At 40.7% G+C, this 24,556-nt stretch carries 21 protein-coding genes and 1 pseudogene; 18 read left to right on the top strand and 4 right to left on the bottom strand.

The window, feature by feature from the left end:
• Nucleotides 1–180: 180 nt before the first annotated feature.
• The 6 genes from cysD (at nucleotide 181) to galE (ending at nucleotide 7,323) form a co-directional block, all read left to right on the top strand.
• The gene (gene cysD / locus ASU03_RS08945) at nucleotides 181–1,080 is read left to right on the top strand and encodes a sulfate adenylyltransferase subunit CysD (protein ID WP_057831513.1); all 900 of its coding nucleotides are present in this window, start codon (nucleotides 181–183) and stop codon (nucleotides 1,078–1,080) included.
• Between the two features lie 79 nt (nucleotides 1,081–1,159).
• Complete coding sequence (gene cysN / locus ASU03_RS08940; RefSeq protein WP_057181236.1) at nucleotides 1,160–2,560, top strand: sulfate adenylyltransferase subunit CysN; 1,401 nt, start codon at nucleotides 1,160–1,162, stop codon at nucleotides 2,558–2,560.
• Nucleotides 2,561–2,682: 122 nt separating this feature from the next.
• Complete coding sequence (locus tag ASU03_RS08935) at nucleotides 2,683–4,425, top strand: SLC13 family permease (protein ID WP_057831512.1); 1,743 nt, start codon at nucleotides 2,683–2,685, stop codon at nucleotides 4,423–4,425.
• 62 nt (nucleotides 4,426–4,487) lie between these two features.
• A complete protein-coding gene (cysC, locus tag ASU03_RS08930; protein ID WP_057831511.1) occupies nucleotides 4,488–5,102 on the top strand; it encodes an adenylyl-sulfate kinase in 615 nt (204 codons plus the stop codon).
• A 26-nt stretch (nucleotides 5,103–5,128) separates the two neighbouring features.
• Nucleotides 5,129–6,124, top strand: a complete 996-nt coding sequence (locus tag ASU03_RS08925) for a hypothetical protein (RefSeq protein ID WP_057831510.1) — start codon at nucleotides 5,129–5,131, stop codon at nucleotides 6,122–6,124.
• A gap of 176 nt (nucleotides 6,125–6,300) precedes the next feature.
• Entirely contained in the window at nucleotides 6,301–7,323 is a 1,023-nt protein-coding gene (gene galE / locus ASU03_RS08920; RefSeq protein WP_057831509.1) for a UDP-glucose 4-epimerase GalE, read from the top strand.
• Nucleotides 7,324–7,389: 66 nt separating this feature from the next.
• Here galE and rrtA read toward each other — a convergent pair whose 3' ends face one another.
• Nucleotides 7,390–8,007 (bottom strand): rhombosortase, encoded by a 618-nt coding sequence (gene rrtA, locus ASU03_RS08915; protein ID WP_057831508.1) that lies wholly within the window; start codon nucleotides 8,005–8,007, stop codon nucleotides 7,390–7,392.
• Between the two features lie 96 nt (nucleotides 8,008–8,103).
• Here rrtA and ASU03_RS08910 point away from each other — a divergent pair, with 96 nt between their 5' ends.
• The 10 genes and pseudogenes from ASU03_RS08910 to ASU03_RS21470 all read left to right on the top strand — a co-directional run.
• A complete protein-coding gene (locus tag ASU03_RS08910; RefSeq protein WP_231731545.1) occupies nucleotides 8,104–8,841 on the top strand; it encodes a tRNA-uridine aminocarboxypropyltransferase in 738 nt (245 codons plus the stop codon).
• Nucleotides 8,841–10,601, top strand: a complete 1,761-nt coding sequence (gene ggt, locus ASU03_RS08905) for a gamma-glutamyltransferase (RefSeq protein ID WP_057831507.1) — start codon at nucleotides 8,841–8,843, stop codon at nucleotides 10,599–10,601. Before ASU03_RS08910 ends, ggt begins: the two co-directional genes overlap by 1 nt.
• Nucleotides 10,602–10,804: 203 nt before the next feature.
• Nucleotides 10,805–11,413 (top strand): hypothetical protein, encoded by a 609-nt coding sequence (locus ASU03_RS08900; RefSeq protein ID WP_057831506.1) that lies wholly within the window; start codon nucleotides 10,805–10,807, stop codon nucleotides 11,411–11,413.
• Between the two features lie 244 nt (nucleotides 11,414–11,657).
• Nucleotides 11,658–15,869, top strand: coding sequence for a thrombospondin type 3 repeat-containing protein (locus ASU03_RS08895; RefSeq protein WP_057831505.1), 4,212 nt, complete (start codon nucleotides 11,658–11,660; stop codon nucleotides 15,867–15,869).
• Between the two features lie 279 nt (nucleotides 15,870–16,148).
• On the top strand, nucleotides 16,149–17,198 hold the full coding sequence (locus tag ASU03_RS08890) for a 3-oxoacyl-ACP synthase III (RefSeq protein ID WP_057831504.1): 1,050 nt from the start codon (nucleotides 16,149–16,151) through the stop codon (nucleotides 17,196–17,198).
• A gap of 2 nt (nucleotides 17,199–17,200) precedes the next feature.
• A complete protein-coding gene (locus tag ASU03_RS08885; RefSeq protein WP_157465872.1) occupies nucleotides 17,201–18,118 on the top strand; it encodes an alpha/beta fold hydrolase in 918 nt (305 codons plus the stop codon).
• Between the two features lie 41 nt (nucleotides 18,119–18,159).
• Nucleotides 18,160–19,905 carry an olefin beta-lactone synthetase gene (oleC, locus tag ASU03_RS08880; protein WP_057831503.1) on the top strand — a complete coding sequence of 582 codons (1,746 nt, stop codon included), beginning with the start codon at nucleotides 18,160–18,162 and terminating at the stop codon, nucleotides 19,903–19,905.
• 25 nt (nucleotides 19,906–19,930) lie between these two features.
• Nucleotides 19,931–21,058, top strand: a complete 1,128-nt coding sequence (gene oleD / locus ASU03_RS08875; protein ID WP_057831502.1) for a 2-alkyl-3-oxoalkanoate reductase — start codon at nucleotides 19,931–19,933, stop codon at nucleotides 21,056–21,058.
• 113 nt (nucleotides 21,059–21,171) lie between these two features.
• The gene (locus ASU03_RS08870) at nucleotides 21,172–21,573 is read left to right on the top strand and encodes a thioesterase family protein (RefSeq protein WP_057831501.1); all 402 of its coding nucleotides are present in this window, start codon (nucleotides 21,172–21,174) and stop codon (nucleotides 21,571–21,573) included.
• 168 nt (nucleotides 21,574–21,741) lie between these two features.
• Nucleotides 21,742–21,849, top strand: a pseudogene (locus tag ASU03_RS21470) (IS30 family transposase); the annotation flags it as partial.
• Nucleotides 21,850–21,943: 94 nt separating this feature from the next.
• On the opposite strand, the gene ASU03_RS08865 reads toward ASU03_RS21470, so the two are convergent.
• From ASU03_RS08865 to ASU03_RS08855, 3 genes are all read right to left on the bottom strand, one after another.
• Nucleotides 21,944–22,405, bottom strand: coding sequence for a hypothetical protein (locus ASU03_RS08865; protein WP_057831637.1), 462 nt, complete (start codon nucleotides 22,403–22,405; stop codon nucleotides 21,944–21,946).
• A gap of 265 nt (nucleotides 22,406–22,670) precedes the next feature.
• Nucleotides 22,671–23,138 (bottom strand): OsmC family protein, encoded by a 468-nt coding sequence (locus tag ASU03_RS08860; RefSeq protein ID WP_057831500.1) that lies wholly within the window; start codon nucleotides 23,136–23,138, stop codon nucleotides 22,671–22,673.
• Between the two features lie 202 nt (nucleotides 23,139–23,340).
• On the bottom strand, nucleotides 23,341–23,799 hold the full coding sequence (locus ASU03_RS08855) for a GNAT family N-acetyltransferase (protein ID WP_197411228.1): 459 nt from the start codon (nucleotides 23,797–23,799) through the stop codon (nucleotides 23,341–23,343).
• 163 nt (nucleotides 23,800–23,962) lie between these two features.
• On the opposite strand from ASU03_RS08855, the gene ASU03_RS08850 reads away from it, so the two are divergent.
• Both ASU03_RS08850 and ASU03_RS08845 read left to right on the top strand, forming a co-directional pair.
• Nucleotides 23,963–24,235, top strand: coding sequence for a type II toxin-antitoxin system Phd/YefM family antitoxin (locus tag ASU03_RS08850; protein ID WP_057831499.1), 273 nt, complete (start codon nucleotides 23,963–23,965; stop codon nucleotides 24,233–24,235).
• Nucleotides 24,216–24,506 carry a Txe/YoeB family addiction module toxin gene (locus ASU03_RS08845; protein ID WP_057831498.1) on the top strand — a complete coding sequence of 97 codons (291 nt, stop codon included), beginning with the start codon at nucleotides 24,216–24,218 and terminating at the stop codon, nucleotides 24,504–24,506. The genes ASU03_RS08850 and ASU03_RS08845 overlap by 20 nt, the downstream gene beginning before the upstream one ends.
• The last annotated feature ends 50 nt before the right edge of the window (nucleotides 24,507–24,556 follow it).

Raw genomic sequence — 24,556 nt, 5'->3', positions numbered from 1 at the left:
AATAAAGGAAAAAAAGCGGCTTGCAGGACACATGATAATAAAAACCTAAGCTAATTATTACCTTTAGTTATTACTTTTAGTTATTACTTTTAGTTATATTTAATGCATTTGTTATATGGAAGTTAAATCTATTTATGTCATTATAGCTTTATTAATTTCTCATAAAGTTTGTATTAGCAGATGAATTTAACCCATTTAAAAAAACTTGAAGCCGAGTCTATCCATATTTTTCGTGAGGTCGCGGCTGAATTTGATAACCCAGTAATGCTCTATTCTGTCGGTAAAGACTCTGCGGTATTACTACATTTGGCGCGTAAGGCTTTTGCCCCAGGTAAAATTCCTTTCCCGTTATTGCATGTTGACACCAACTGGAAATTTAAAGAAATGATAGCCTTTCGCGATAAAATAGCGAAAGAGTATGGCTTTGAATTGCTTGTCCATCAAAACCCTGAAGGCATGGCTATGGGCATGGGGCCATTTACCCACGGTAGTGCTACCCATACTGACGTCATGAAAACGCAGGGCTTGAAACAAGCGCTTAATAAATACGGTTTTGATGCCGCTTTTGGTGGCGCCCGTCGTGATGAAGAAAAATCACGTGCGAAAGAACGTGTGTATTCTTTTCGTGATAAAAACCATCGCTGGGATCCAAAAAACCAACGGCCTGAATTGTGGAATATCTACAATGGTAAAGTCCATAAAGGCGAAAGCATCCGTGTATTCCCGTTATCTAACTGGACTGAACTTGATATTTGGCAGTACATCTATTTAGAAAGTATTCCTATTGTGTCGCTTTATTTAGCCAAGGTACGTCCTGTGGTTGAGCGTGACGGTACCTTGATCATGGTGGATGATGATCGTATGCCCATTGGTGAAGATGAAGAAATTCAAATGAAGAGTGTGCGTTTTAGAACGCTAGGTTGTTACCCACTAACGGGCGCGGTTGAGTCAACTGCGGATACTTTGCCTGCCATTATTCAAGAAATGTTATTAACCAAGACCTCGGAACGACAAGGGCGCGTGATAGATAACGATAGCTCTGGTTCAATGGAGAAGAAAAAAATGGAAGGCTACTTTTAAATATTACCGCTAAGCCTGCATTTACTTTTTAGCACCATTTTTTGACGAGAATTGATAAAAAATTTCCCAAGGACAACTTATGAGTCACCAATCAGACTTAATCGAAGAAGATATTCAAGCTTATTTAAAGCAACATGAAAACAAAGAGTTAGTACGTTTTTTAACCTGTGGTAGTGTCGATGATGGCAAAAGTACCTTAATCGGTCGTTTATTGCATGATTCAAAGTTGATCTTTGAAGATCAGCTTGCCGCCATTGCAAAAGATTCAAAAAAATCAGGTACTACCGGTGATAATATAGATTTAGCGTTATTAGTGGATGGTTTACAGTCTGAGCGTGAGCAGGGCATTACTATAGACGTTGCTTATCGTTATTTCTCTACCGATAAACGTAAGTTTATTATCGCTGATACCCCAGGGCATGAGCAATATACCCGCAATATGGCGACTGGTGCATCAACCTGTGATATCGCCATTATCTTGATTGATGCTCGCTATGGTGTGCAAATTCAAACTCGTCGTCATTCCTTTATCTGTTCATTATTAGGTATTAAACACATTATTGTTGCCGTCAATAAAATGGATTTGGTTGATTATTCACAAGAGCGCTACCAAGCGATTAAAAAAGAGTACCGTGAATTTACTGAGTCGCTTGAATTTTCTGATATTCGTTTTATCCCTATGTCAGCGTTAAATGGCGATAATGTGGTTGACGAAAGCAAAAATATGCCTTGGTACCCGGGCGCAACCTTAATGAAATTGCTTAATACCATAGATATTAAGACCAAAGAAGAGTTCACTCAATTTCGTTTCCAAGTACAATTAGTTAGCCGTCCTAATCTCGACTTTCGCGGTTTTGCCGGTACTGTGGCTTCAGGTCATGTCCTCGTTGGCGATACCATAGTGGCATTACCATCAGGTAAAGAAAGTGTGATAAAAGAAATTGTCACCTTTGATGGTAATTTAGAACGTGCGGATAAAGGCATGGCGGTAACGTTAACCCTTGAAGATGAAATTGATATCAGTCGCGGTGAAAGCATTGTTAAAAAAGGCAGCTTGCCTATTTCAGCGAAAGAGTTTAGTGCTACGGTCGTCTGGATGCATGAAAATGAACTTGAGCCGGGTCGTGAATACTATATCAAGCACGGCAGTAAAATGACGACCGGCCATGCCAAAAGTATTGCTAGCAAGTATGACATTAATACCATGGAAAAATTGCCTAGCTCACAATTAGCGATTAATGACATAGGTATCGTTAACTTTGTTACCAGTGAAACCTTACATTTTGATGCGTATGAAGACAACCGAGCTACGGGTGCTTTTATCATCATCGATAGATTAAGTAACGTCACTGTTGGTGCCGGTATGATTAATCATGCTATTGATGAACAAACTCATGAGTACTCAAGCTTTGAATTAGAGTTAAATGCACTGGTTCGCAAGCAGTTCCCACACTGGGGTGCACGCGACATCACTAAATAACTCAAAGCGCGATTAAAATCCCGCCTACAAACCTAAAGCGCGATTAAAATCCTGCCTACAAGTTAAATGATTTGTAAGCGGGAACTTGTTCGCGCTACTTTGTTATTTTATGAGGTTTAACAATGACAATAGAGCAGTGGTTGATGATAGCTGTCTTTTTCGGCACCTTTATCAGCTTAGTTAAATACAGCCAAGTACCAGAGCGAGTTTTCTCCGTGACTATACTCGTGTGTTTGGCTTTGTCTTTTGTCAGTGTTGATGACATCCTGAGTAATGCGGTTAACCCGGGTCTAGTGACGCTGGTTTTATTGGTGATATGTTCTTTCGCTTTTGAACGCACCAGTATTTTACGGCGCTTATCTGCCGGGGTTTTTAACGGCTCTGAAATGAAATCCACCTTACGTTTATTACTCGGTACCGCCTTGGCATCGGCTATCATGAGTAACACGGCTGTGGTCGCCACGCTCATCAATACCGTGAAAAAAAATAAGCTCATTAATGCCGGTAAATTATTATTACCGCTTTCTTATGCTGCAATTCTCGGCGGAACACTGACCTTAGTTGGCACATCCACCAACCTTATAGTCAATAGTTTATTAATTAAGCAAGGCCATCAAGGTTTTGGTTTTTTTGATTTTACCTTAATTGGTTTAGCGGCTTTTGTTTTATGTTTGGCGGTTATTTTACTGCGCAGTAGCTCTTTACCCAACATGGTTGATGATGAATTAGTCAGCAATGATTATTTACTCGAAGCCGAGGTCGCGCAGACCTCAAGCTTAATAGGTAAAAGCATTGAAGAGAATGGCCTGAGAAATTTAGACGCTTTGTTTTTAGTTGAAATAGTACGTCAGGGACGATTAATCTCACCCGTGAAGCCAGAAGAAAACCTGCAAGCACAGGATAAACTAATTTTCAGTGGTGATATCTCCAAAGTACTGACCTTACAGCAGTTTGATGGCTTAAATTTATATGCCGAGCAAGGTAATTTACTGCGGGATAACTTATTGCGTGATAATCTAACGGAAGTACTGGTTAAAGCCGATTCTACTATTGCCGGAAAAACCTTAAAAAGTGCCGGTTTCCGTGCTCGCTTTGATGCTGCCGTAGTGGCCGTGCGCCGAGAAGGTTGTGCTTTATCGGGCAAGTTGGGTGATATAGTACTGCAACCAGGTGATTTTCTGGTATTAGCCGTAGGTCAAGATTTTTCTACTCGAGCGAATCTATCGAAAAACTTTTACATATTATCGGGTCATCAAGCCGATAATATGCTCAATGGCTGGCGTGATCACACCACAGTTTGGGGCTTTATCGCCAGTATCCTCGTCTCCGTATGTACCCCGTTACCGCTACTTAGCTGCTTATTTGTTTATTTAGCTTTTTTGATTTTTAGTGGCTCGCTTTCGGTCAATGAAATAAAGCGTCGTTTTCCCTTAGAGATATGGATGATAGTTTTAGGAGCGTTAACCTTGGCATCGGCGGTGGAAAATACCGGTATAGCCGCCATGTTTGCGCAAAACATTGAGGCCTTGTTATTCGGCCACAGTACCTACCTGGCTTTTGTGGTTATATTTATCTTGACCCTTATCATGACCGAGCTGATCACTAACAGTGCCGCAGCAGCGTTAGCCTTTCCTATTGCTTACAATATTGCCTTAGGGCTTGGTGTTGATCCTACCCCCTTTGTTATGGCGGTGGCCTTTGCTGCTAGTGGCAGCTTTATTAGCCCTTACGGATATCAAACCAATGTCATGGTATATAATGCCGGTAACTATCAATTAAAAGACTTTGTCAGTTTTGGCTTACCGATTTCAATTATTTATTCTATTACCGTGATCTTTATGATCCCGTTAGTTTTCCCTTTTTAAGCCATTGCAGTACCGCTTGAACGTGTACTTAATGCCGTCAATTACCTAACAAGAGTTTCATAATGAAAACAGAAAACACCGTTTGGCATAACCAACACATCAGTAAAGGGCAACGCGCCGCGTTGAAAAAACAAAAGCCAGCGTTACTCTGGTATACCGGTTTAAGTGGCTCAGGTAAGTCTACCGTGGCTAATGCCGTTGATGCTTTATTGTATAAATATTCCTGTCATAGTTATTTACTCGATGGTGACAATGTCCGCCATGGTCTTAATGGCGATTTAGGTTTTAGTGATGAAGCGCGTATTGAAAATATTCGCAGAATTTCTGAAGTCGCCAAGTTATTTCTTGATGCCGGCCTTATTGTCTCAACCGCGTTTATTTCACCATTTGCCAGTGATAGAGCACTAGCAAAAGCGAAACTTGCCGCCGGAGAATTTATTGAAATTTATATTGATACGCCAATAAGTGTTTGTGAGCAGCGTGATCCTAAAGGTTTATATAAAAAGGCACGAGCTGGGGAGATCAAGGACTTTACTGGCATTGATTCAAACTATGATGTCCCAGCTGCACCGCAAATTCATGTCAAAACAGCAGAAAACTCAATTGAGCAGTGCGCCGAACAAATTGTCGGTTACTTAATCGAGCATAATTTTATTAGCCCAGATAAATTGAATTAAGCTGCACTAAAACGGAAAAGTAGTCCATGCATTATAATGTTTTTAATGGTGATGCCGATGGCATCATTGCTTTATTACAGCTTCATTTAGCTCAAGGTCATGAGCAAGCACCTTATCAGCTGATCACGGGTGTTAAGCGTGATATTAACTTATTGCAACAAGTCGATAGCAGCAAAGCCACTTCGGTAACCGTATTAGACATCTCTTTAGAAAAAAACAGTCAGGCGTTACAACATTTACTTTCGGCACAAGTACCGGTATTTTATGTTGATCATCATCGTACCGGTGATATTCCACAATCACCTTTATTCACCAGTATACTTGATACGGATGCCAATACTTGTACTAGTTTATTAATCAATGACTACCTTAACGGTAAATATGTCCACTGGGCAATAGCGGCTGCGTATGGTGATAATATGCATGCTAGTGCCAGTGCTTTAGCAAAAAAAGTTGCTTTATCTGAGTTACAGCAAGGACAACTTAATGAGCTCGGCACGTATATCAATTACAACGGCTATGGACAGGCGCTGAGTGATTTACATTTTCATCCAGCAGAGTTATTTAAGCTATTAACCCACTACCCTGACCCCTTTGAATTAATTGCGCAACAAGACTCTATTTTTGGGCAATTGAAAACAGCCTATTTAGCTGATATGGAAAAGGCTGAAGCGGCTAAAGTACTGAGTGATAATGACTTGGTGCAGACTATTGTCCTTGAAGATGCCCCTTGGGCTCGACGAGTCAGTGGCGTTTTTGGTAACGCCTTGGCTAATCAAGCACCCGATAAAGCTCATATCGTTATCACCCTCAATCCGCCGAAAACACCCCAGAGTGAAGAAAGCGAGCAAAGTTATACGGTAAGTTTACGTGCACCGTTAAATAATAAACAAGGCGCCGGTGACCTTTGTGCTCAGTTTCCAACTGGCGGCGGTAGAGCCGCAGCTGCAGGGGTTAACGCTTTACCCAAAAGTAGCTTAGTTAAATTTATTAACCAAGTTTCCCGTTATTATCAACAGTAAAAAAAGTAGTAAGGTTAACCCTAAGTACCAATGTCAGAAATTACTATCAAAGTGAAAAACGAAGCGTTAAAATAGTACTATTAGGTTGAACGGCTTTATTAACTTTTAATACGTTAATTTAACCCGCTATTTCAATGAACTATTTTAACAAGTAAATGATAAGAGTAAGGAATACCATGAGTTTATTAATCACTGGCGGTACCGGTTATATTGGTAGTCATACCATAGTAGAATTACTACAAAGCAGTAATGAGCAAGATATAATTATTGTCGATAATTTATCAAATTCGTCCACTAAAGTGCTTGAGCGTATTGAAACTATCACCAATAAAACAGTGACTTTTATCAAAGCAGATATTTGCGATGTCGATGCCTTAGAGCAAATATTTACCCAGCATGATATAGTCGCAGTTATTCACTTTGCTGGTTTTAAAGCGGTAGGTGAGTCCAATCAAATCCCCTTGGCTTATTATCAAAATAATGTCGCCGGTACCTTAACTTTATTGCAAGTGATGGCCGAGCATAATGTTAAAAACTTAGTGTTTAGCTCTTCAGCGACAGTCTATGGCAATAACGTTTCCCCTTTAACTGAAAACATGGCGACTTCCGCGACTAACCCTTATGGTCAAACTAAGTTAATGGTGGAAAATATCCTCTTTGATTTAGCCAAAAGTGATCCCGCGTGGTCCATTGCTTGTTTACGCTATTTTAATCCGATTGGTGCCCATAAATCGGGCTTAATTGGTGAAAATCCAAACGGTATCCCTAATAATTTATTACCTTATGTTGCCCAAGTTGCCGTGGGGCGTTTAGCGCAACTGCAAATTTTTGGCGATGATTATGATACCCCAGATGGTACTGGCGTGCGTGACTATATTCATGTGGTTGATTTAGCGCAAGGTCATGTCAAAGCGTTAGCATGTCTTGGTCATGCGAAAGGTACGGTAACAGGCTGTCAGGCAATTAACCTAGGCACGGGTAACGGTACCTCAGTATTAGAAATTGTTAATACCTTTAAAGACATCAGTAAAAAGCCTATTCCTTATCAAGTCGTGCCGCGTAGAGCTGGCGATTTAGCGACCGTGTATGCTGATGTTTCATTAGCCCATGAACTCTTAGGTTGGCAAGCCAAGCTAGACTTAACCGCTATGATCCAAGATACCTGGCGCTGGCAGTCAGAAAATCCTAATGGTTTTTAAAGCTAATAGGCTATCAGCCAGTTAACAATATATATACCCGTTGCCATCATAACGAAAGACTAACAGCTAACTGCTCTTGGTCTTTTTTTTACTCTTTAAATGATAAAGCAAATACATACCGCTAAATATTAAACCACCGACTGCGCCCCATAAATGCGCATCAATTGCCACACTTGCATCAATCAAGGCCGACACGTCTTCACTGGCACCGTAAAACTGCTCATGGGCTATTTTCAGCCAGACGCCGATGAATAACAGGTAGCCAGTTTTATCTTTATTGTGGATATCCAACATGGCACCAAAAATAAAAATTCCGTGTAATACCCCTGAGAGGCCAACATATTGATGGATATCAGGGGAAAAAAAGTACAAGCCGGCACTGCATGTTAAAGCTGAGCTGATAAACAACAGGCTGTAATTTTTTAAGCTGTAAAATTGGCCATGCAATGCCCATAACAGTATTAATGCCGCCAAATTCAATAGCAGATGAAAGCCATTAGTGTGTAAAAAATGGCCAGTAAAAATGCGCCATAGTTCACCTTGGCTGATTAATTGCTGTTGGTAAACTAAAGGTTTACTCAGGGCGGTATCGAAAATAAAAGCCAGAATAGCCAAAAAGGCAACGGTTAGCACGAGCAGACTGTGTTGCTTGGCAAAAGGTAGGTTTTTAAAGGTTAATTTCATGTATTTAATGGCTATTAGTTATTTTTATCAATTTATAGTCAGCGGTTGGTCGAGTGTTTATTTGTTATTTATAAGATATGGATTTATAAAGAATTAATGAAAGTATACAATGACTGCTTTATTAATAGTGCTTTAATTTATTTACCTATGTCTCGAACGCTTTGCCCTAGTTGTCATCGGCCTGAAATCGCTTGTATTTGTGCTTTTACTGCCGATATAGCAAATGATATCCATCTTGTGGTTTTACAACACCCAAGTGAAGTATCCCACACGAAAGGAACGGTTACCTTATTAGCTAAATCGCTACGCAAGTGCCAGGTACTGGTTGGTGAAATTGTTGATACTATGCCCGGTTTTTTATCCGTGATGGCGCAGTATCAAACAGTGTTGCTCTATCCCGGTGAGCAAGCACATGTCCTTGATATTAACTTACTGGCGCAATTGACTCATCATCGGCATAGTGCCGGAAAAAATCAGCACACTATTGAAGATAATACTAAGCCTATTTGTCTGGTTATTCTCGATGCGACTTGGAAAAAAGCCTATCGTATGTTTATGTTGTCAACAACCTTGCAACATTTACCGCAAGTGTGCCTGCCTGAGCATTTGGCCAATGCAGGACAATACCATATTCGAAAAGTCGCGAAAAAAAATGCCTTATCTAGTTTAGAAGCAAGCTGTTATGCTTTAGCCATTCTTGAACAGGATAATGACGATTTGCCAGTGAGCCCGAAACATGCCGGTAAATATCAGCCTTTACTGGAAAAGTTTCAACAATTTAACCAATTTCAGTTATCTTTTAGACCTGAGCATAAAACCCCTGAGGAAACTTGATGATTCATCATGCATTTTTAAAACGTTTTTATACGCTAACATTGATTGTTGCTCAGCTTCTTCTTAGCCAAGTCGCGCAAGCACAAGGTGAAATTCGTGAACCCGAAGGCGCAACCGGCTTTGATCAAAAAAAAGCGGTTTCTGCCAAGCAATATATGGTAGTTGCTGCTAATCCTTATGCAAGTCAAGCAGGTGTGGACATGCTTGCACAAGGTGGTAGTGCTATTGATGCCGCTATTGCCGCGCAACTTGTACTGAGTTTAGTTGAACCACAATCATCGGGTATTGGTGGTGGTACTTTTATCTTGCATTGGCATAATAAAAAACAACAATTAACCACGTTTGATGGCCGAGAAACGGCGCCGCAACAAGCAACCAGTGCCTTGTTTTTAAATAAACAGGGTAAACCCTTAAATTGGGTAGATGCGGTTGTGGGTGGTAAATCGGTTGGTGTACCTGGCTTACTTGCCGCGCTTAACCAAGCTCATCAACAATTTGGTGTGCTGCCTTGGTCGGTGCTATTTCAGCCAGCGATTGACTTAGCCGATAAAGGTTTTATTGTCTCGAAGCGTTTAGAAAAATTGCTAGGGATGAATTTCAATCCAGGCATACATATATTGCCTGAAATTAAACAGTATTTTTCACCCCATGGTATTGGCATAAAAGCCGGTGACACCCTAAAAAACCCTCAGCTTGCCAAAGCCTTGCGCAGTATTGCCAAAGAGGGCATTGAGGTTTTCTATCAGGGTTGGCTAGCGGAAAAAATTGTCGAAAAAGTGCAACATTCAATTGTTGCTCCGGGACTGTTAAGTCTTGATGATATGAAAAAATACCAAGCGATAGAGCGAGCTGCTGTTTGTGGCCCTTATCATCAATATAAGGTGTGTGGTATGGCGCCGCCAAGCTCTGGTGGTATTACTGTTATTCAAATATTAGCGCAATTGCAATCCTTTGAACTTGCGCAATATCCGCCTAACTCATTACAGGCGGTGCACTTATTAACGCAAAGTGCGCGGTTAGCTTTTGCCGATAGGAATAAATATATCGCCGATAGTGATTTTGTTAGTGTGCCTACTGCCGGTTTACTAGCCGCTGATTACTTAGCGAAACGTGGCGCTTTAATCGATGAAAAAAGAGATATGGGCCAGGCCGTTGCGGGTAGTCCACAAAATAGTTTAGTGTTTGCCCCGGATAACGCGATTGAAAGACCCTCTACTACGCATTTGGTCGTTGTTGATAAGCAAGGTAATGCCATTTCCATGACCAGCAGTATTGAAAATGGTTTTGGCTCGGCTTTAATGGTACAGGGTTTTATTTTAAATAATCAACTAACAGACTTTTCCTTAGCGCCAAAGCGTGATGGTCAGTGGGTTGCTAATCGTGTTGAACCGTTAAAAAGACCACGCAGCTCGATGGCACCTACTATGGTCTTTAATGAAGATAATTCATTACGTTTGGTGGTCGGTGCCCCCGGTGGTAGCCGTATTATTAATTATGTCGCGCAAACCATTATCGGTGTTTTAGATTGGCAGCTTAATGTACAACAAGCGATTAACTTACCTAAAGTGACTAACCGTAACTATGTCACCACGCTAGAGCAAGATACTGCTATAGCCAAGTTAAAGCCGGCCTTAGAAGCAAGAGGGCATAGGGTGAACGTCAGGCCGTTAAATAGTGGTTTACATGGCATTGAAGTGACCAAAAACGGACTTGTTGGTGGCGCAGATCCGCGCCGTGAAGGACTGGCGTTGGGGCGTTAAACCTAGCGTTAAATAATATGAATATGCCTACCACTAGGCTACTTTGTTAACCGCAGGGGAATATACGCGCCCAGCGTATGGTCATAGCCCAGACACAAGGATTAATTCTACCACCGCACCTTATTTTGGTGCGATTTTTGCTTAACTCTATTAATATGTTGTACCTCTAATACCGACAAATTGTTGGCAGGAGTAAAATAGTAATGCCGAAAAATCTTCAGTATATTGCACAACTGTTGTGCCTTTTTATGTTTATCTTTCATGGTAATAGCCATGCACTTGAAAGTTCAGTGCAATTGCATAAAGTCGATCAAGAGACCAGCTTTGGTTATAGCCTTGCAATTGGAGATGAGTTTTCTCAGCAAAAGGCGTTTAATTGGCAGGTGAGTTATAACCGCCTTGAAAATGTAGCTATAAGTGACCTAGATAAAATAAGTGTGAAATGGGATGAAGCTAACGATGGCTTCACCTTTCATACTATAGATTTGATGCTCGGCTATCGATATTACCCAAGATCATACGATAAATTTATCAACAGTTTAATGTTTGAGGTGCGAGTGGGTGCTAACGTCAACTTATCTGATCATAAATTTGTATTTCCACCCAAGCCCAGCTTTGCTCGTGACGATCTTTATTTTGCTAAGCAAGGTGATATCAATCCAGTGTTTTCTATATCGTTACAAAAAAGTTTCACTAAAAATTCTGCTATGCATATAGGTTTTAAACATTATCCCAGTTTTTCTGATTTCGGCAGTATAAGTACCCTGTTTATTGGTTTTAATTATCGTTTTGGTCGCCAATTTGGCTATTAATTCCCTATTGTTTGGCCGTTAATTTCCAGTAAAATTGAAATTTTAATAATTCAAGTTTCCGGTAAATTAGCCGATATCCTGTGATATGTAACCGATTTTTGCAGCTAAACTTAGCGCTATATCCTTACATACTCAGGATACTTCAAGATGCAATTTTCAGTCATTCCTGCTGAAAGCAGTATCTAAGGTTAATTGACATAAATACCTAGAGTTTCTCTAGGTGCCACTTTCTTTGGAGAAGCGTGTGTTGAAGTATAAAATACGTTGCTTTAAATTTTTAAGCATAGTTTTACTTGTCATCAGTAGTAGTGTCTTTGCTATTGATACCGATGGTGATGGCTTTGATGATGCCATCGATCTATTTCCTAATGACCCACTTGAATGGTTTGATACCGATCTCGATGGTATTGGTAATAACAGCGATCCTGATATTGATGGTGATGGCCTTGATAATGGTTATAGTTTTCCTTTTGGCCCCGACAATAACGATGATGGCGATCTTGTTATTAATTTTTATGATCCTTTTCCGAAAAACCATCATGAATGGTTGGACACAGACAATGATGGTCTAGGTAATAATGAAGACACCGATGACGATAATGATGGTGTGCCTGATTTGCTCGACGTATTTCCCCTAAACCCCCTTGAAAGTATCGACACAGACAATGATTCTATCGGCAACAATGCTGATAGTGATGATGACAATGATGGTGTTATAGATGTATACGATCAATTTCCCCTTGACCCACTTGAAAGCATAGATACCGATCTTGATGGGATTGGTAATAACGCTGATTTAGATGATGATGGTGATGGCGTTTTAGATGTCGATGATGTCTTTCCCCTAGATGCGAGAGAATCACTTGATATTGATGGTGATGGCGTGGGTAATAACGCCGACGCTGATAGAGATGGCGATGGCGTTATTAATGGTAATGATGTTTGGCCCGATGACCCTAGTGAATGGTATGACACCGACGGTGATGGACTCGGTAATAATGCCGACCTTGATGATGATGGTGATGGCGTTTTAGATGTCGATGATGCCTTTCCCCTAAATGCTGCTGAAAGCGTAGATACCGATAACGATGGCATAGGGAATAATGCCGACGCTGATGATGACGGTGATGGTGTATCCGATGCTTTAGATAAATGCCCACTTGATCCACTAGAGCGCCTAGATACCGATAATGATGGTATATGTGATGGTCCAGATCTTGACGCTGATGGTGATGGCACCCTTGATATCAATGACGCCTTCCCTTTGGATGCTTTAGAGCAATTTGATACCGACAATGACGGTATAGGTGACAATAGTGATAATGATATAGATGGCGATGGTGTCGATAATGCGACTGATTTTGCGCCGTTTGATGCCACAGAATTTATTGATACTGACGGTGATGGTATTGGCAATAATGCGGATTTAGATGATGACGGTGATGGTGAACCAGATGTAAGTGATGTATTCCCACTAAATAGTGCCGTACAAAAAGATCTTGATGGTGATGGCATTGGGGATAGACTCGATCCAGATATTGATGGTGATGGTATTACCAATGGGGACTTTTCTTCTGGTAATTATACTGACCCCTTAGACCCTGTTTATAGTGGCAATGATGTTTTTCCTTTTGATATGTTAGCAACAACAGATACCGATGGTGATGGTACCCCTAATGTTACCGATACTGATGATGACGGCGATGGAGTACTCGATGTTAATGATCTATTTCCATTAAATCCAGCTGAATGGCAAGATACCGATGGTGATGGCATAGGCAACAACAGTGATGCCGATGATGATAATGATGGCATTGTCGATGGCAGCGATGCTTTTCCGCTAGATGTTAGTGAATACCTAGATACTGATGGCGATGGCATCGGTAATAACAGTGATACCGATGATGATGGCGATGGCGTACTGGATAGCCAAGATGCCTTTAGACTAGATCCTCTAGAATGGCTAGATACCGATGGTGATGGTATAGGTAATAACGCGGATAGTGATGACGACAATGACGGTTATCCTGATAGTAACGATGCTTTTCCTACTAATATTTTAGAGTGGTTCGATACTGACGGTGACGGTATAGGTGATAATGCCGATACCGATGATGATGGTGATGGGGTTTTAGACGCTGATGATGCCTTTAGACTAGATCCTCTAGAATGGCTAGATACCGATGGTGATGGTATAGGTAATAACGCGGATAGTGATGATGATAATGATGGTTATATCGATAGTGAAGATGACTTACCGCTAGATCCACTAGAGTGGCTTGATACCGATGGTGACGGTATTGGTAATGTTCGCGATCAAGATGATGATAATGATGGTGTTATTGATGCGTTAGATTTATTTCCGCTCAATCCTAACGAATTTGAAGACAGTGATAACGATGGTTTAGGCAATAATGAAGACAGTGATGATGACAATGATGGTATCCCTGATCACCTAGACCAATTTCCTTTTGACCCCAGTGAGCAAAATGATACAGATGGCGATGGTATTGGCGATGTCCTTGATACCGATGATGATAATGATGGTTATTTAGATTTTGAGGACCAACTGCCACTAGATGCTAGTGAACATATAGATACCGATGGTGACGGTATTGGTAACAATGCCGATCTTGATGATGATGGCGATGGCATGAGTGATGAATTTGAAAGATTATATAATTTTAATCCCCTAGATGCTAATGATGCACTGCTTGATACTGACTTTGACGGTGTTACTAACGTAGCAGAAGCGTTGGCTCGCACAAATCCATTATTGGATGATTATGCGCCTATTATTACCCCGCCACAGGCGGTACATATCAATGCCGAACATACCTTTACCTCACTAAATTTACAGCGGCTAATCGATTTGACCCAAATTTCCGTACGTGATGGTTTAGATGGTAACCACTGCTGTAGTTTAATGGCGCTGGGTTTTGAGACCGGCCCTAAAAATGTTCGTTCAGGTTTACAGACCATTATTTGGCGAGCAGTAGATAATGCCGGTAATATTGCCACCGCAGCGCAAGTAATAAATATCCACCCCTTAGTGAATTTTTCATCGGCGCAAGTGGTGGCTGAAGGTGGTGTTGCCCGAGTAGAGGTTATCTTATCGGGTGAGGCACCCGCTTATCCAGTGACTGTACCCTTCACCATTACCGGTAGTGTTGATGAGGCTGACTATGACCTTGCTGATAATAAAATAGTGATAACGCAGGGCACGGCTGGGTTTATTGATATTCAGCTCAATAATGATTTTCAACTTGAAGGTGATGAACAGCTCATTATTAGCTTTGCACCAGAGGTAAATGCTGGCGTACATGCAAAACATATTATCACGGTAACAGAAGGTAATGTTGCCCCTAATATCAATATAGCGGCCTGGCAAAAAGGCATAAAAGTCGCTAGCATTGCTAAAAATGATGGTGAGGTGAGGGTGGTGTTAACCATTACCGACTCAAATAGCCAAGATACTCATCAAATAGAGTGGCAAATACCTGACTACTTAAATGCAGTATTTAGCAGTGATGAGCTACAGCTAGTTTTTCCTGCCAATGGCGTTACTTTACCTGAGATAAACAAGGGCCTGATAAATATCAAGGTCACGGTAACTGACAGCGGTAATAGCAGCAACAGTGGTAGTGCCGAGCTGTCGCAAACTAAACAGCTTTTCCTGCCTTTATTTGTCAGCCAGAAAATCTTAGGTAACCTAGATAGTGATAGAGATGGTGTTAGTGACATTATTGAGGGTTATAGCGACGCAGACTTAGATGGCTTACCCGCTTATATGGATAACTCAACCATTCCGTATCTACAGCCACTCCATGTGAATGCTGCGGTAGTTAAACTGGCAGAAACTGAGCCCGGCTTATATTTAAGACTGGGTAAATTTGCTCTGCTACAAAACTCCGATGGCCTGCAACTCTCACAGCAAGAAATACTTGCCACAGGCTTAGTTGAGCAAGACAGCTTAGCAAATACCATGGGATATTTTGACTTTGAAATACACAATATTTACCCTTTTGGTCGTTCAGTTGCCATTGTTTTACCGCTTGGTGAAGCCATCGTTGAGTACTCGGTTTATCGTAAAGTCAATGGTGAGCTACAATGGGGCGATTTTGTTGAAGACAGCAATAATGTACTTGCCACTAGTGCCGCTGTTAATGGCGTTTGTCCGCCGCCACACAGTGAACTTTATCAAGTAGGTCTCAATGTCGGTGACATTTGTTTAAAATTAATTATTGAAGATGGTGGTGCAAATGATGCTGATGGTATTGCTAATGGTGTGATTGATGATCCCGGAGGTATTGCGGTGGTTGACAACAATACTATTTCATTGGACGTTATCCCAGAAAAATCGAGCAGTGGCAGCGTCTCTTGCTGGGCACTGCTAACGCTAATGCTGTTACTTTATTTACGTACTTTGAGTTTGAAAAAAACAGCTGAAATTTAACCTTTAACTGAATATGGCAAGGCTCTCATTTTGAGGGCCTTTATATTTACCAGTAAATCACAATAAGTTAATCAAAGAAGAAAATTTGGTTTAATTGACCGTAGATTATCGATAAAATCATATTTGGGGTTGAATCCTTGGCATATTCTTGCTCAAATGGCGCCCATAGTCATAAATAATTAACATAGGTTAATTAACTTACATGTTTAGCGCAATTTATCGAATAAATTGTCACAAGAGTGTAATAATTAACCAAGAAAATAAGCAACCGCCATCTAAATGAAATATTCCCGCGTTTTTATTAATAGCTTAGCGTATGAGCTGGCCCCTGAAGTGGTAACCAGTGCAGAGCTTGAATCTCGTTTGACCCCCTTATATCAAAAGCTTCGTATTCCTATGGGCCAGCTCGCTGCCTTAACAGGAATTGACGAACGCCGTTGGTGGCCAAAAGATCACATGCTTTCCGATGGTGCTATTGTCGCCGCGCAAAAAGCAATGCATGAAACTGGTATTTCTGCTGCTGATTTAGGTGCTGTAGTGTATACCGGTGTTTGTCGTGATCAACACGAGCCGGCCACGGCTTGTCGTATCGCAGCAAAACTTGGCGTGTTAAAAGACACGGCAATTTACGATATCAGTAATGCCTGTTTAGGGGTACTCTCGGGTATTTTAGATATTGCGAATCGTATTGAGTTAGGACAAATTAAAGCGGGTTTGGTGGTTTCATGTGAATCGGCACGTCATATTGTTGATGTGACCATAGATGACATGCTGGCGGAGCCAACCATGCAAAATTATGCTAGCTCTTTAGCAACCTTAACCGGTGGCTCAGGTGCAGTAGCTGTGTTACTGACTGACGGTAGTTTAAATTTAACCACCGACCGTAATCATCAACTATTAGGGGCGAGTCACTTATCGGCCCCCGAGCATAATAATTTATGTCAATGGGGCTTAAAAGAAGTGGGTCCGCAATTATTTCGTGAATTTATGCGCACCGATGCCGTCAATTTACTGAAAGAAGGCGTCTCTTTAGCAAAAGATACCTGGCTACACTTTTTAGAGCAACGTCAGTGGGTTGAAGAGCAAGTTGATAAGGTGATTTGTCATCAAGTTGGCGTGGCCAATCAAAAGAAAGTATTAACCGCCTTAAATATTCCGGTAGAAAAAGAATTTCCTACTTTTAAGTATCTCGGTAATATGGGCACAGTTTCTTTACCCGTTACCGCGGCAATGGCGCATGATCAAGGCTTCTTACAAAAAGGCGATAATGTCAGCTTTTTAGGCATAGGCAGTGGTTTAAATTGTATGATGTTAGGACTTAAGTGGTAACCATGTCGGAAAATAAGTTAGATAGAATATTAGCCAAATTTTTCCCCTTTAAGCGTAACTTTATCCAGCGCCATGGCCATCAATATCATTATGTCAATGAAGGCCAAGGCTCGCCCATTGTTATGGTTCATGGCAATCCTAGTTGGTCCTTTTATTACCGAAATTTGGTTAAAACATTAAGTAAAAATCATCAATGCATAGTGCCAGATCACATTGGTTGTGGTTTGTCTGATAAGCCTGGGGACGAAGACTATGATTACACCCTCGCTAATCGTATCGATGACCTAGCCGCGTTACTTGAGCACTTAAACGTCAAAGAAAATATTACTCTGGTCGTACATGACTGGGGCGGCATGATAGGCATGGGCTATGCTGCGCGCTATCCGGAAAGGATCAAACGTCTGGTTATTTTAAACACGGGCGCCTTTCACTTACCTAAAGCAAAAAAATTACCCTCAGCATTATGGCTGGGTCGAAATACCTTTATCGGTACTGTCCTCGTCCGAGGCTTTAATGCCTTCTCTAGCATTGCCTCAGTTATTGGCGTTAAGCGCCAGCCGATGGCAAAAGATATTCGTCAAGCTTATGTGGCGCCTTTTAACTCATGGCAGAACCGTATTTCAACCTTGCGCTTTATTCAAGATATCCCGTTAAAACCAGCGGACAGAAACTATCAACTGGTTACTGACATTAGCGAAAATCTAGCGCAGTTCAAAAAATTACCTATGTTGATTTGTTGGGGCTTAAAAGACTTTGTTTTTGATAAACATTTTCTAGATGAATGGCAACAACGCTTTCCTGATGCACAAGTACATGCTTTTGATGATTGTGGCCACTATATTTTAGAAGATGCCAGTGATGAAGTCGTGCCGTTAATTAATAACTTCTTAAAGACCAGTGAAGCGTCCTTATCTTCATAAGTAATAGCTCAATAAGACCCTAACTTAGTAGGAAAGCGCAAATGACAAAGACAATGGCTGCTTCCAAAGAAGCTAACTTGTGTCGCCACCTCGCACATGCCGCCATAACAACACCTAAAGCGTTAGCGGTTGCCGTACAAAAAAACCAACGAGGCCAACTTAACTATCACGAAATTGATTTTGTTACTTTGCACCAACAAAGTGATGCCATTGCTTATGCGTTAAATGCTTACGGGCTAAAAGCTGGCATGAAAGCCGTGCTGATGGTAACGCCAAGTATTGAATTTTTTGCCCTAACCTTTGCCCTATTTAAAGCAGGTATTATCCCTATTTTAGTTGACCCTGGTATGGGCATTAAAAACCTTAAGCAGTGCTTTGCTGAGTCGGCGCCGGATGTTTTTATTGGTATCCCCAAGGCACACCTTGCTAGAATGTTATTTGGTTGGGGTAAAGCCAGCGTTAAAAAATTATTAACGGTCACTGAAAATGGCATTGGCGCAAATGTGTTGGCTAGACTTATTGGTGGCATGAGTTTAACCACCTTATTAAAGCGTTATCCGATAAAACCAGGGCAAGCGTTTACCATGGTAAAACTCAGCGATGATGAGATGTCAGCCATTTTATTTACCAGTGGTAGTACCGGTACACCAAAAGGTGTGGTCTATAGCCATAAAATGTTTGAGGCACAAATTACCGCGCTAAAAGAAGACTATGAGATTAAACCTGGCGAGCGTGATTTAGCTACCTTTCCCTTATTTTCATTATTTGGTCCGGCATTAGGCATGGCCTCTATTGTCCCTGATATGGATGCCAGTAAACCGATCACCGCCAATGCTGACTTTATCTTTGCCGCCATTGAAAAATATCAATGTACTAATTTATTTGCTAATCCAGCACTGATTGAAGTATTAGGGCAGGCGGGAGCCCCAGATAGCTCAGCTAATAAACCTTTAGTCAATGCTTCAGTTAAGGAAATAGTTAAGTTAAATAGTTTAAAGCGGGTGATCTCTGCGGGCGCGCCAGCAACCTTATCGTCAATAGCGCGATTTACTCAATTACTGAGCGACAATGTGCCAGTGTTCACTTCATATGGCGCGACCGAATCGCTACCACTGACTAAAATTAGCAGTGCAGATCTATTGGCAACCAGCCATATCACCGACAATGGTGGCGGTATTTGTGTCGGTAGACCGGTTAAGGGTGTTGAACTGAGCATTATCGCCATCAGTGAAGACATTATTGACACTTGGTCGGATGAACTAGTCTTACCCGTCAACACTATTGGTGAAATAGTGGTTAAAGGCGATATGGTGAGTCATCAATATTATCGTCGAGAGTTGGCCACAGCGCAGGCTAAAATCCGTGATGGCCACGGGATTCGTCACCGTATGGGTGATTTAGGTTATCTTGATGCCTCAGGTCGACTGTGGATGTGTGGACGAAAAGCCCATCGCGTTGAAACCGAAACGGATGTGCTCTTTTCTATTCCTTGTGAACGAATATTTAACATCCATAGCGCAGTGAAACGCACCGCTTTAGTGGCAGTAACGATTTACCAGAAAAGTGTGCCTTTGCTTTGTGTTGAGTTAACCGATGCAGCCAAAAAAGATGAAAAATTTGATGAGACTATGCTGTTTTCAGCGTTAAAAGTGCTAGCACTTGCTCATAAACAAACCTCCGCTATTTCCCACTTTTTAATACATGATGACTTCCCGGTTGATATACGCCATAACGCTAAGATATTTCGTGAAAAGCTTGCCGTTTGGGCACAAGCAGAGCTTGACTAATTTTGCCGATAACTAGAGCCAAACCATGAAAGAACAAACGTATAACAATACAGCTACTGATACTTGTTCATCAATAACAGCCGATTTTAACCGAGCTGTGCAAGCGCCACTGCGTGAGTTAGCGGGGCAAACACAACATGTTTTTGTTACCGGTGCTGGCGGATTTTTAGGTAAAGCCATTTGTCGATTACTGCGTTTGGCAAATATCAGCGTTACTGGGTTTGCCCGGGGTCATTATCCAGAGTTAAGTCAAATGGGCGTAACTATGGTGCAAGGCGATATTAGCGATTATTCTCGCCTTAAAGAGGCGATGCACTCTTGTGATCTGGTCTTTCATGTGGCCGCTAAAGCGGGCGTTTGGGGCAGTAAAGACGATTACTTTCAAGCAAATGTGCAAGGTACAGAAAACATTATCCATGCTTGTCAGGAGATCGGCATTACCCGCTTGGTTTATACCAGTACCCCTAGTGTAACTTTTGCTGGTGTGGATGAAGCCGGTATTGATGAATCGCAGCCCTATGCCGATAACTTCTTAAATTACTATGCGGAGTCAAAAGCTCGAGCAGAGCAGTTGGTCTTGGCGGCATCAACAGACTCTAATCAAGATGTTCAGCAAAATCAGTCGTTGAAAACCGTTGCCTTACGTCCGCACTTAATTTGGGGGCCAAATGATCCTCATCTTGTGCCCCGCGTCCTAGAGCGTGCTCGTGCCGGTAAGCTAAAACTTGTCGGCAAAGAAGATAAACTTGTTGATACCATCTATGTTGATAATGCCGCCTATGCGCATATTTTAGCTGCTATTGCTTTGGCAAAACCTCAAGCGAATTGTCTTGGCAAGGCTTATTTTATTAGTAATGATCAGCCCATCACTATGGCGGCTATGCTCAATAACATTCTTAACTGTGCGGATTTACCGCCAGTTACAAAACGCGTGCCCAGTGGTGTTGCTTATGCCGTTGGCGCAACGTTAGAGTGGTTTTATACACAATTGAATAAAAAACAAGAGCCTATAATGACGCGTTTTGTTGCCAAACAACTTTCTACCTGTCATTACTTTGATATCAGTGCCGCGAAAAAAGATTTAGGTTATATGCCGCTTATTAGCATTGATGCCGGCATGAAACAGCTTAAATTATCGTTAAAAAGTCGTTAGTAAGTCGCAAGTAAAGGCTTAGTTATCGTTAGCTATTCGCTAGCCAATTACCGAGCAGTTCGGCGTTTAATAAAATAGCATTAAATAAATAATCATTAAGTAAAGTGAGTATTATGAGTAAAATTTACCATCATCCCGTGCAAATATATTATGAAGATACCGACCACTCGGGTGTCGTTTATCACCCTAATTTTCTCAAGTATTTTGAGCGCGCGCGTGAGCATGTTATCGACAGTGATAAGCTGGCTACCTTGTGGCAAGAAAAAGGCTTAGGCTTTGCGGTTTACAAAGCTAATTTAATTTTTCAAGACGGCGTTGAATTTGCGGAAATTTGCGACGTGCGCACTAGCTATCAATTTGAGGGTAAATATAAGACTTTATGGCGACAAGAGTTATGGCGTCCAAATGCCAGCAAAGCGGCGGTTATTGCAGACATTGAAATGGTTTGTTTAGATAAACAAAAACGCTTACAGCCTATTCCCGAAGAAATTCTTACGCCAATTATACAAGGTTGATTCACCAATACCCATCTCGATAGATAATTGGGTGATCGGTATATTACTCGGTGGCATCATCTTCTGAAGAGCCGATTCTTTTCTTTGTGCTGAATAATGTTTCACAATTAATCCACGGCCTCTACTTAATTTAATGATTAAATATTAAGCGCGACAACTAGCCTGACAGAAAGGGAAAGTAATGAACACGTTAATGGCCTTATTCGCCAGTATCTTCCTAAGACAAAAAGCATGAAAATGATCACACAACGACAATGCGATCAAATTGCTAAAAAGTGAAATCAACGACCAAGAAAGCGTCACAACTATAAAACACCAGAGGAGATGTACTATGGAATATAATCGTTATTGTTGCACTTGATACATGATACTAGGTGCTTTTTGCTGATAAAGTACTCCAGTTTTTAACTGTACCTACGATATAAAATAAACCATAGATGAAGCAAATTAATGAAGTTACAACCATAAAGGTTGGTCTTGCTTGCAGTTCGTTATAGTAAGGGTGATCAATATAGTTTACTAATGCGATACCGAATAAAGCTCTAATGATAAATATTATAGAGATTACAACTAAGCCTGTTTTTAAAAGAGGGAGCCTTTTAATAACACCTGCGCCAGAGAATGCATATGCTGACCAAATAAACAGGACTGTTGCAATGCTTGCTGCTGCAATAGCAGGATATGCCATTCCTTTTTCAGCCATTTGAGCCATTCCTTCTCCCGCTCCAAAGAAACGATACCAGTCTGGACCTCCAATGATCATTCCAAGATGAAGAATAGCTCCTAATGAACTCAATATACCTGCAATAATTAAATATTTATTATTACTCAACACTTCGATGAATCCTTATGGCACATAACGAGCTTGTAGAATTACTCGTTTGTTATTAATTACCCCCTAAAAGCGGGGTGGAAAATGGCATTACCTATATCGAGTTAATCGTCTACAGTTGGATATAGGAGTACAAAAATTTAGTGGTTTTGACTGAATTAGTTATTCTACAGCCTCAACGCCCAAATAATGGGCAAAAAATAATTGGTTAAAATAGCGACGCAGGAGTAAAAACCAACGGTTTTTGTCCTGATTAATTTGCTTGTTAGGCTACTATTTCCGTGACAATTTCAGTTCTCACTGAGTTAGCGATGAAACATTGCTCATGCGATTGATGATGCATTTTTTCAAGTTGCTGCATTGTCGGCTTTTTATCACCCGAAAATTGAACATGTGGCTTGAGTGTAACTTTAGTCATTGAAATTTTACCATCACTGCCTTTTTCCATAACACCAACGGCATCATCAACATATGAATCAACCACATACCTTCTTTTTGCAGCAATAGATAAAAAGAATAACATGTGGCAACTAGAAAGAGATGCAACAAAAGCTTCTTCAGGGTCAACATTTTCTTCAACTGAATAAGGTAAAGGTACAACGTGAGGTGAAGATGAAGCCTGAACGGTTACGCCACCATCAAAAATCCATTCATGCCCTCGGCTATATTTGTTATCAACATAACTTTCATTGATATCTCTTACCCAATTGATTTTGGCAAAATACTCTGACATTTGAACTCCATGCTGAAAGTAACCTAACGAGCTTGTAGAATAACTCGTTCATTGTAAATTACCCCCTAAAATCGGGGTACTAAATGCATTACCTATATCGAGTTAATCTTCTACTGTGCGATACAGAAGCACAAAAAAACTAGTTGTTTTGGCTGAATTAGTTATTATACAGCCAACTATATTTTTCCGTTTGAAGTTCTTACTAGGCCTTTGTTAAATCTAAAAAATAGTTATAAAATCCAGAACTTTTTTTATACCCAATTGATTCATATAGTGTTTGAGCATTGACGTTATTCTCAGCTGTTTGAAGGGAAAGTCCTTTAGCATTAGTTGTAACAGCAAATTCTTTAGCTGCATTCATTAGTTTTTTACCAACACCAAGCCTTCGAGCTGAAGAGGAAACATATAGATCATTTAAGATCCATGTACGCTGTGCTGATACGGAAGAAAAGTTGGGATATAGTTGAGTAAATCCGACATATTCACCATTATCTTTAATAGCACAAAATATAACAGATTCATCTTGTTTAATACGTTCAGATATAAATTCAAAAGCTAAGGCTTGATCTGAGACTTGATTATAAAAAACACGATAAGAATTGAATAATTTACTAACACTATCTATGTCTGCGTCTGTAGCACGTTTTACATTAATTTCCAATGTATACTCCTTGAGGCCAACGCCTCACTAAGAGGCAAATAATAGTTGGTTAAAATAGGCGACGAAGGAGCAAAAACCAACTGTTATTTGTCCTTTTAAGTGACTTGTTATATTTCTTACACTATAATGTACGACATTACCGTACATAAGTAGTGAGATAATTATGAATAGCATAAGCGTAAACCAGTTTAGGGACAACTTAAAAACATACGTTGAACTAACTGTTAGTGAACATGAACCGATAAAAGTTACCCGACGCTCTGGAGATGACTTTATTGTAATGAGTGCAGATGATTGGGAAAGAGAACAAGAAACATTACACGTGTTGCAAAGCAGTAGTTTGATGATACAAATTGCCGAGTCGATGGGCACCCATGAAAATAATAAAGGCTACAAGCCAACAAAAGAGCAATTAGATGAGATCACTAGTCTTTGAAGGTAAAACTTGGCTTATTTACGAACAACTCAGAGAAAAAGATAAAAAGCTTCATAAGGCGCTGTGTAAATTATTAAAGGAAATGATGCGTTCAGATCCCGCTACAGGGATAGGTAAACCAGAACTATTAAAGCATAACTTATCTGGATTATGGTCAAAACGTATTTCCCAGAAAGACCGATTAATTTATAAATTTGATGATGAATACATCTATATTTTCGCAATTGGCGGACATTACGACCAACATTATAAAAATATAACGCCGTTTTAAGCGGCAAATGCAGTTGGCTAAAAAAATAAGTGAGGCACGAACAAAAACCA

Origin of the sequence: Colwellia sp. TT2012 (assembly GCF_001440345.1) — a bacterium.
Taxonomy (GTDB): Bacteria; Pseudomonadota; Gammaproteobacteria; order Enterobacterales; family Alteromonadaceae; genus Colwellia.
Note: the sequence above shows the minus strand (reverse complement) of the source record. Positions and strands in the feature narration are given on the sequence as shown.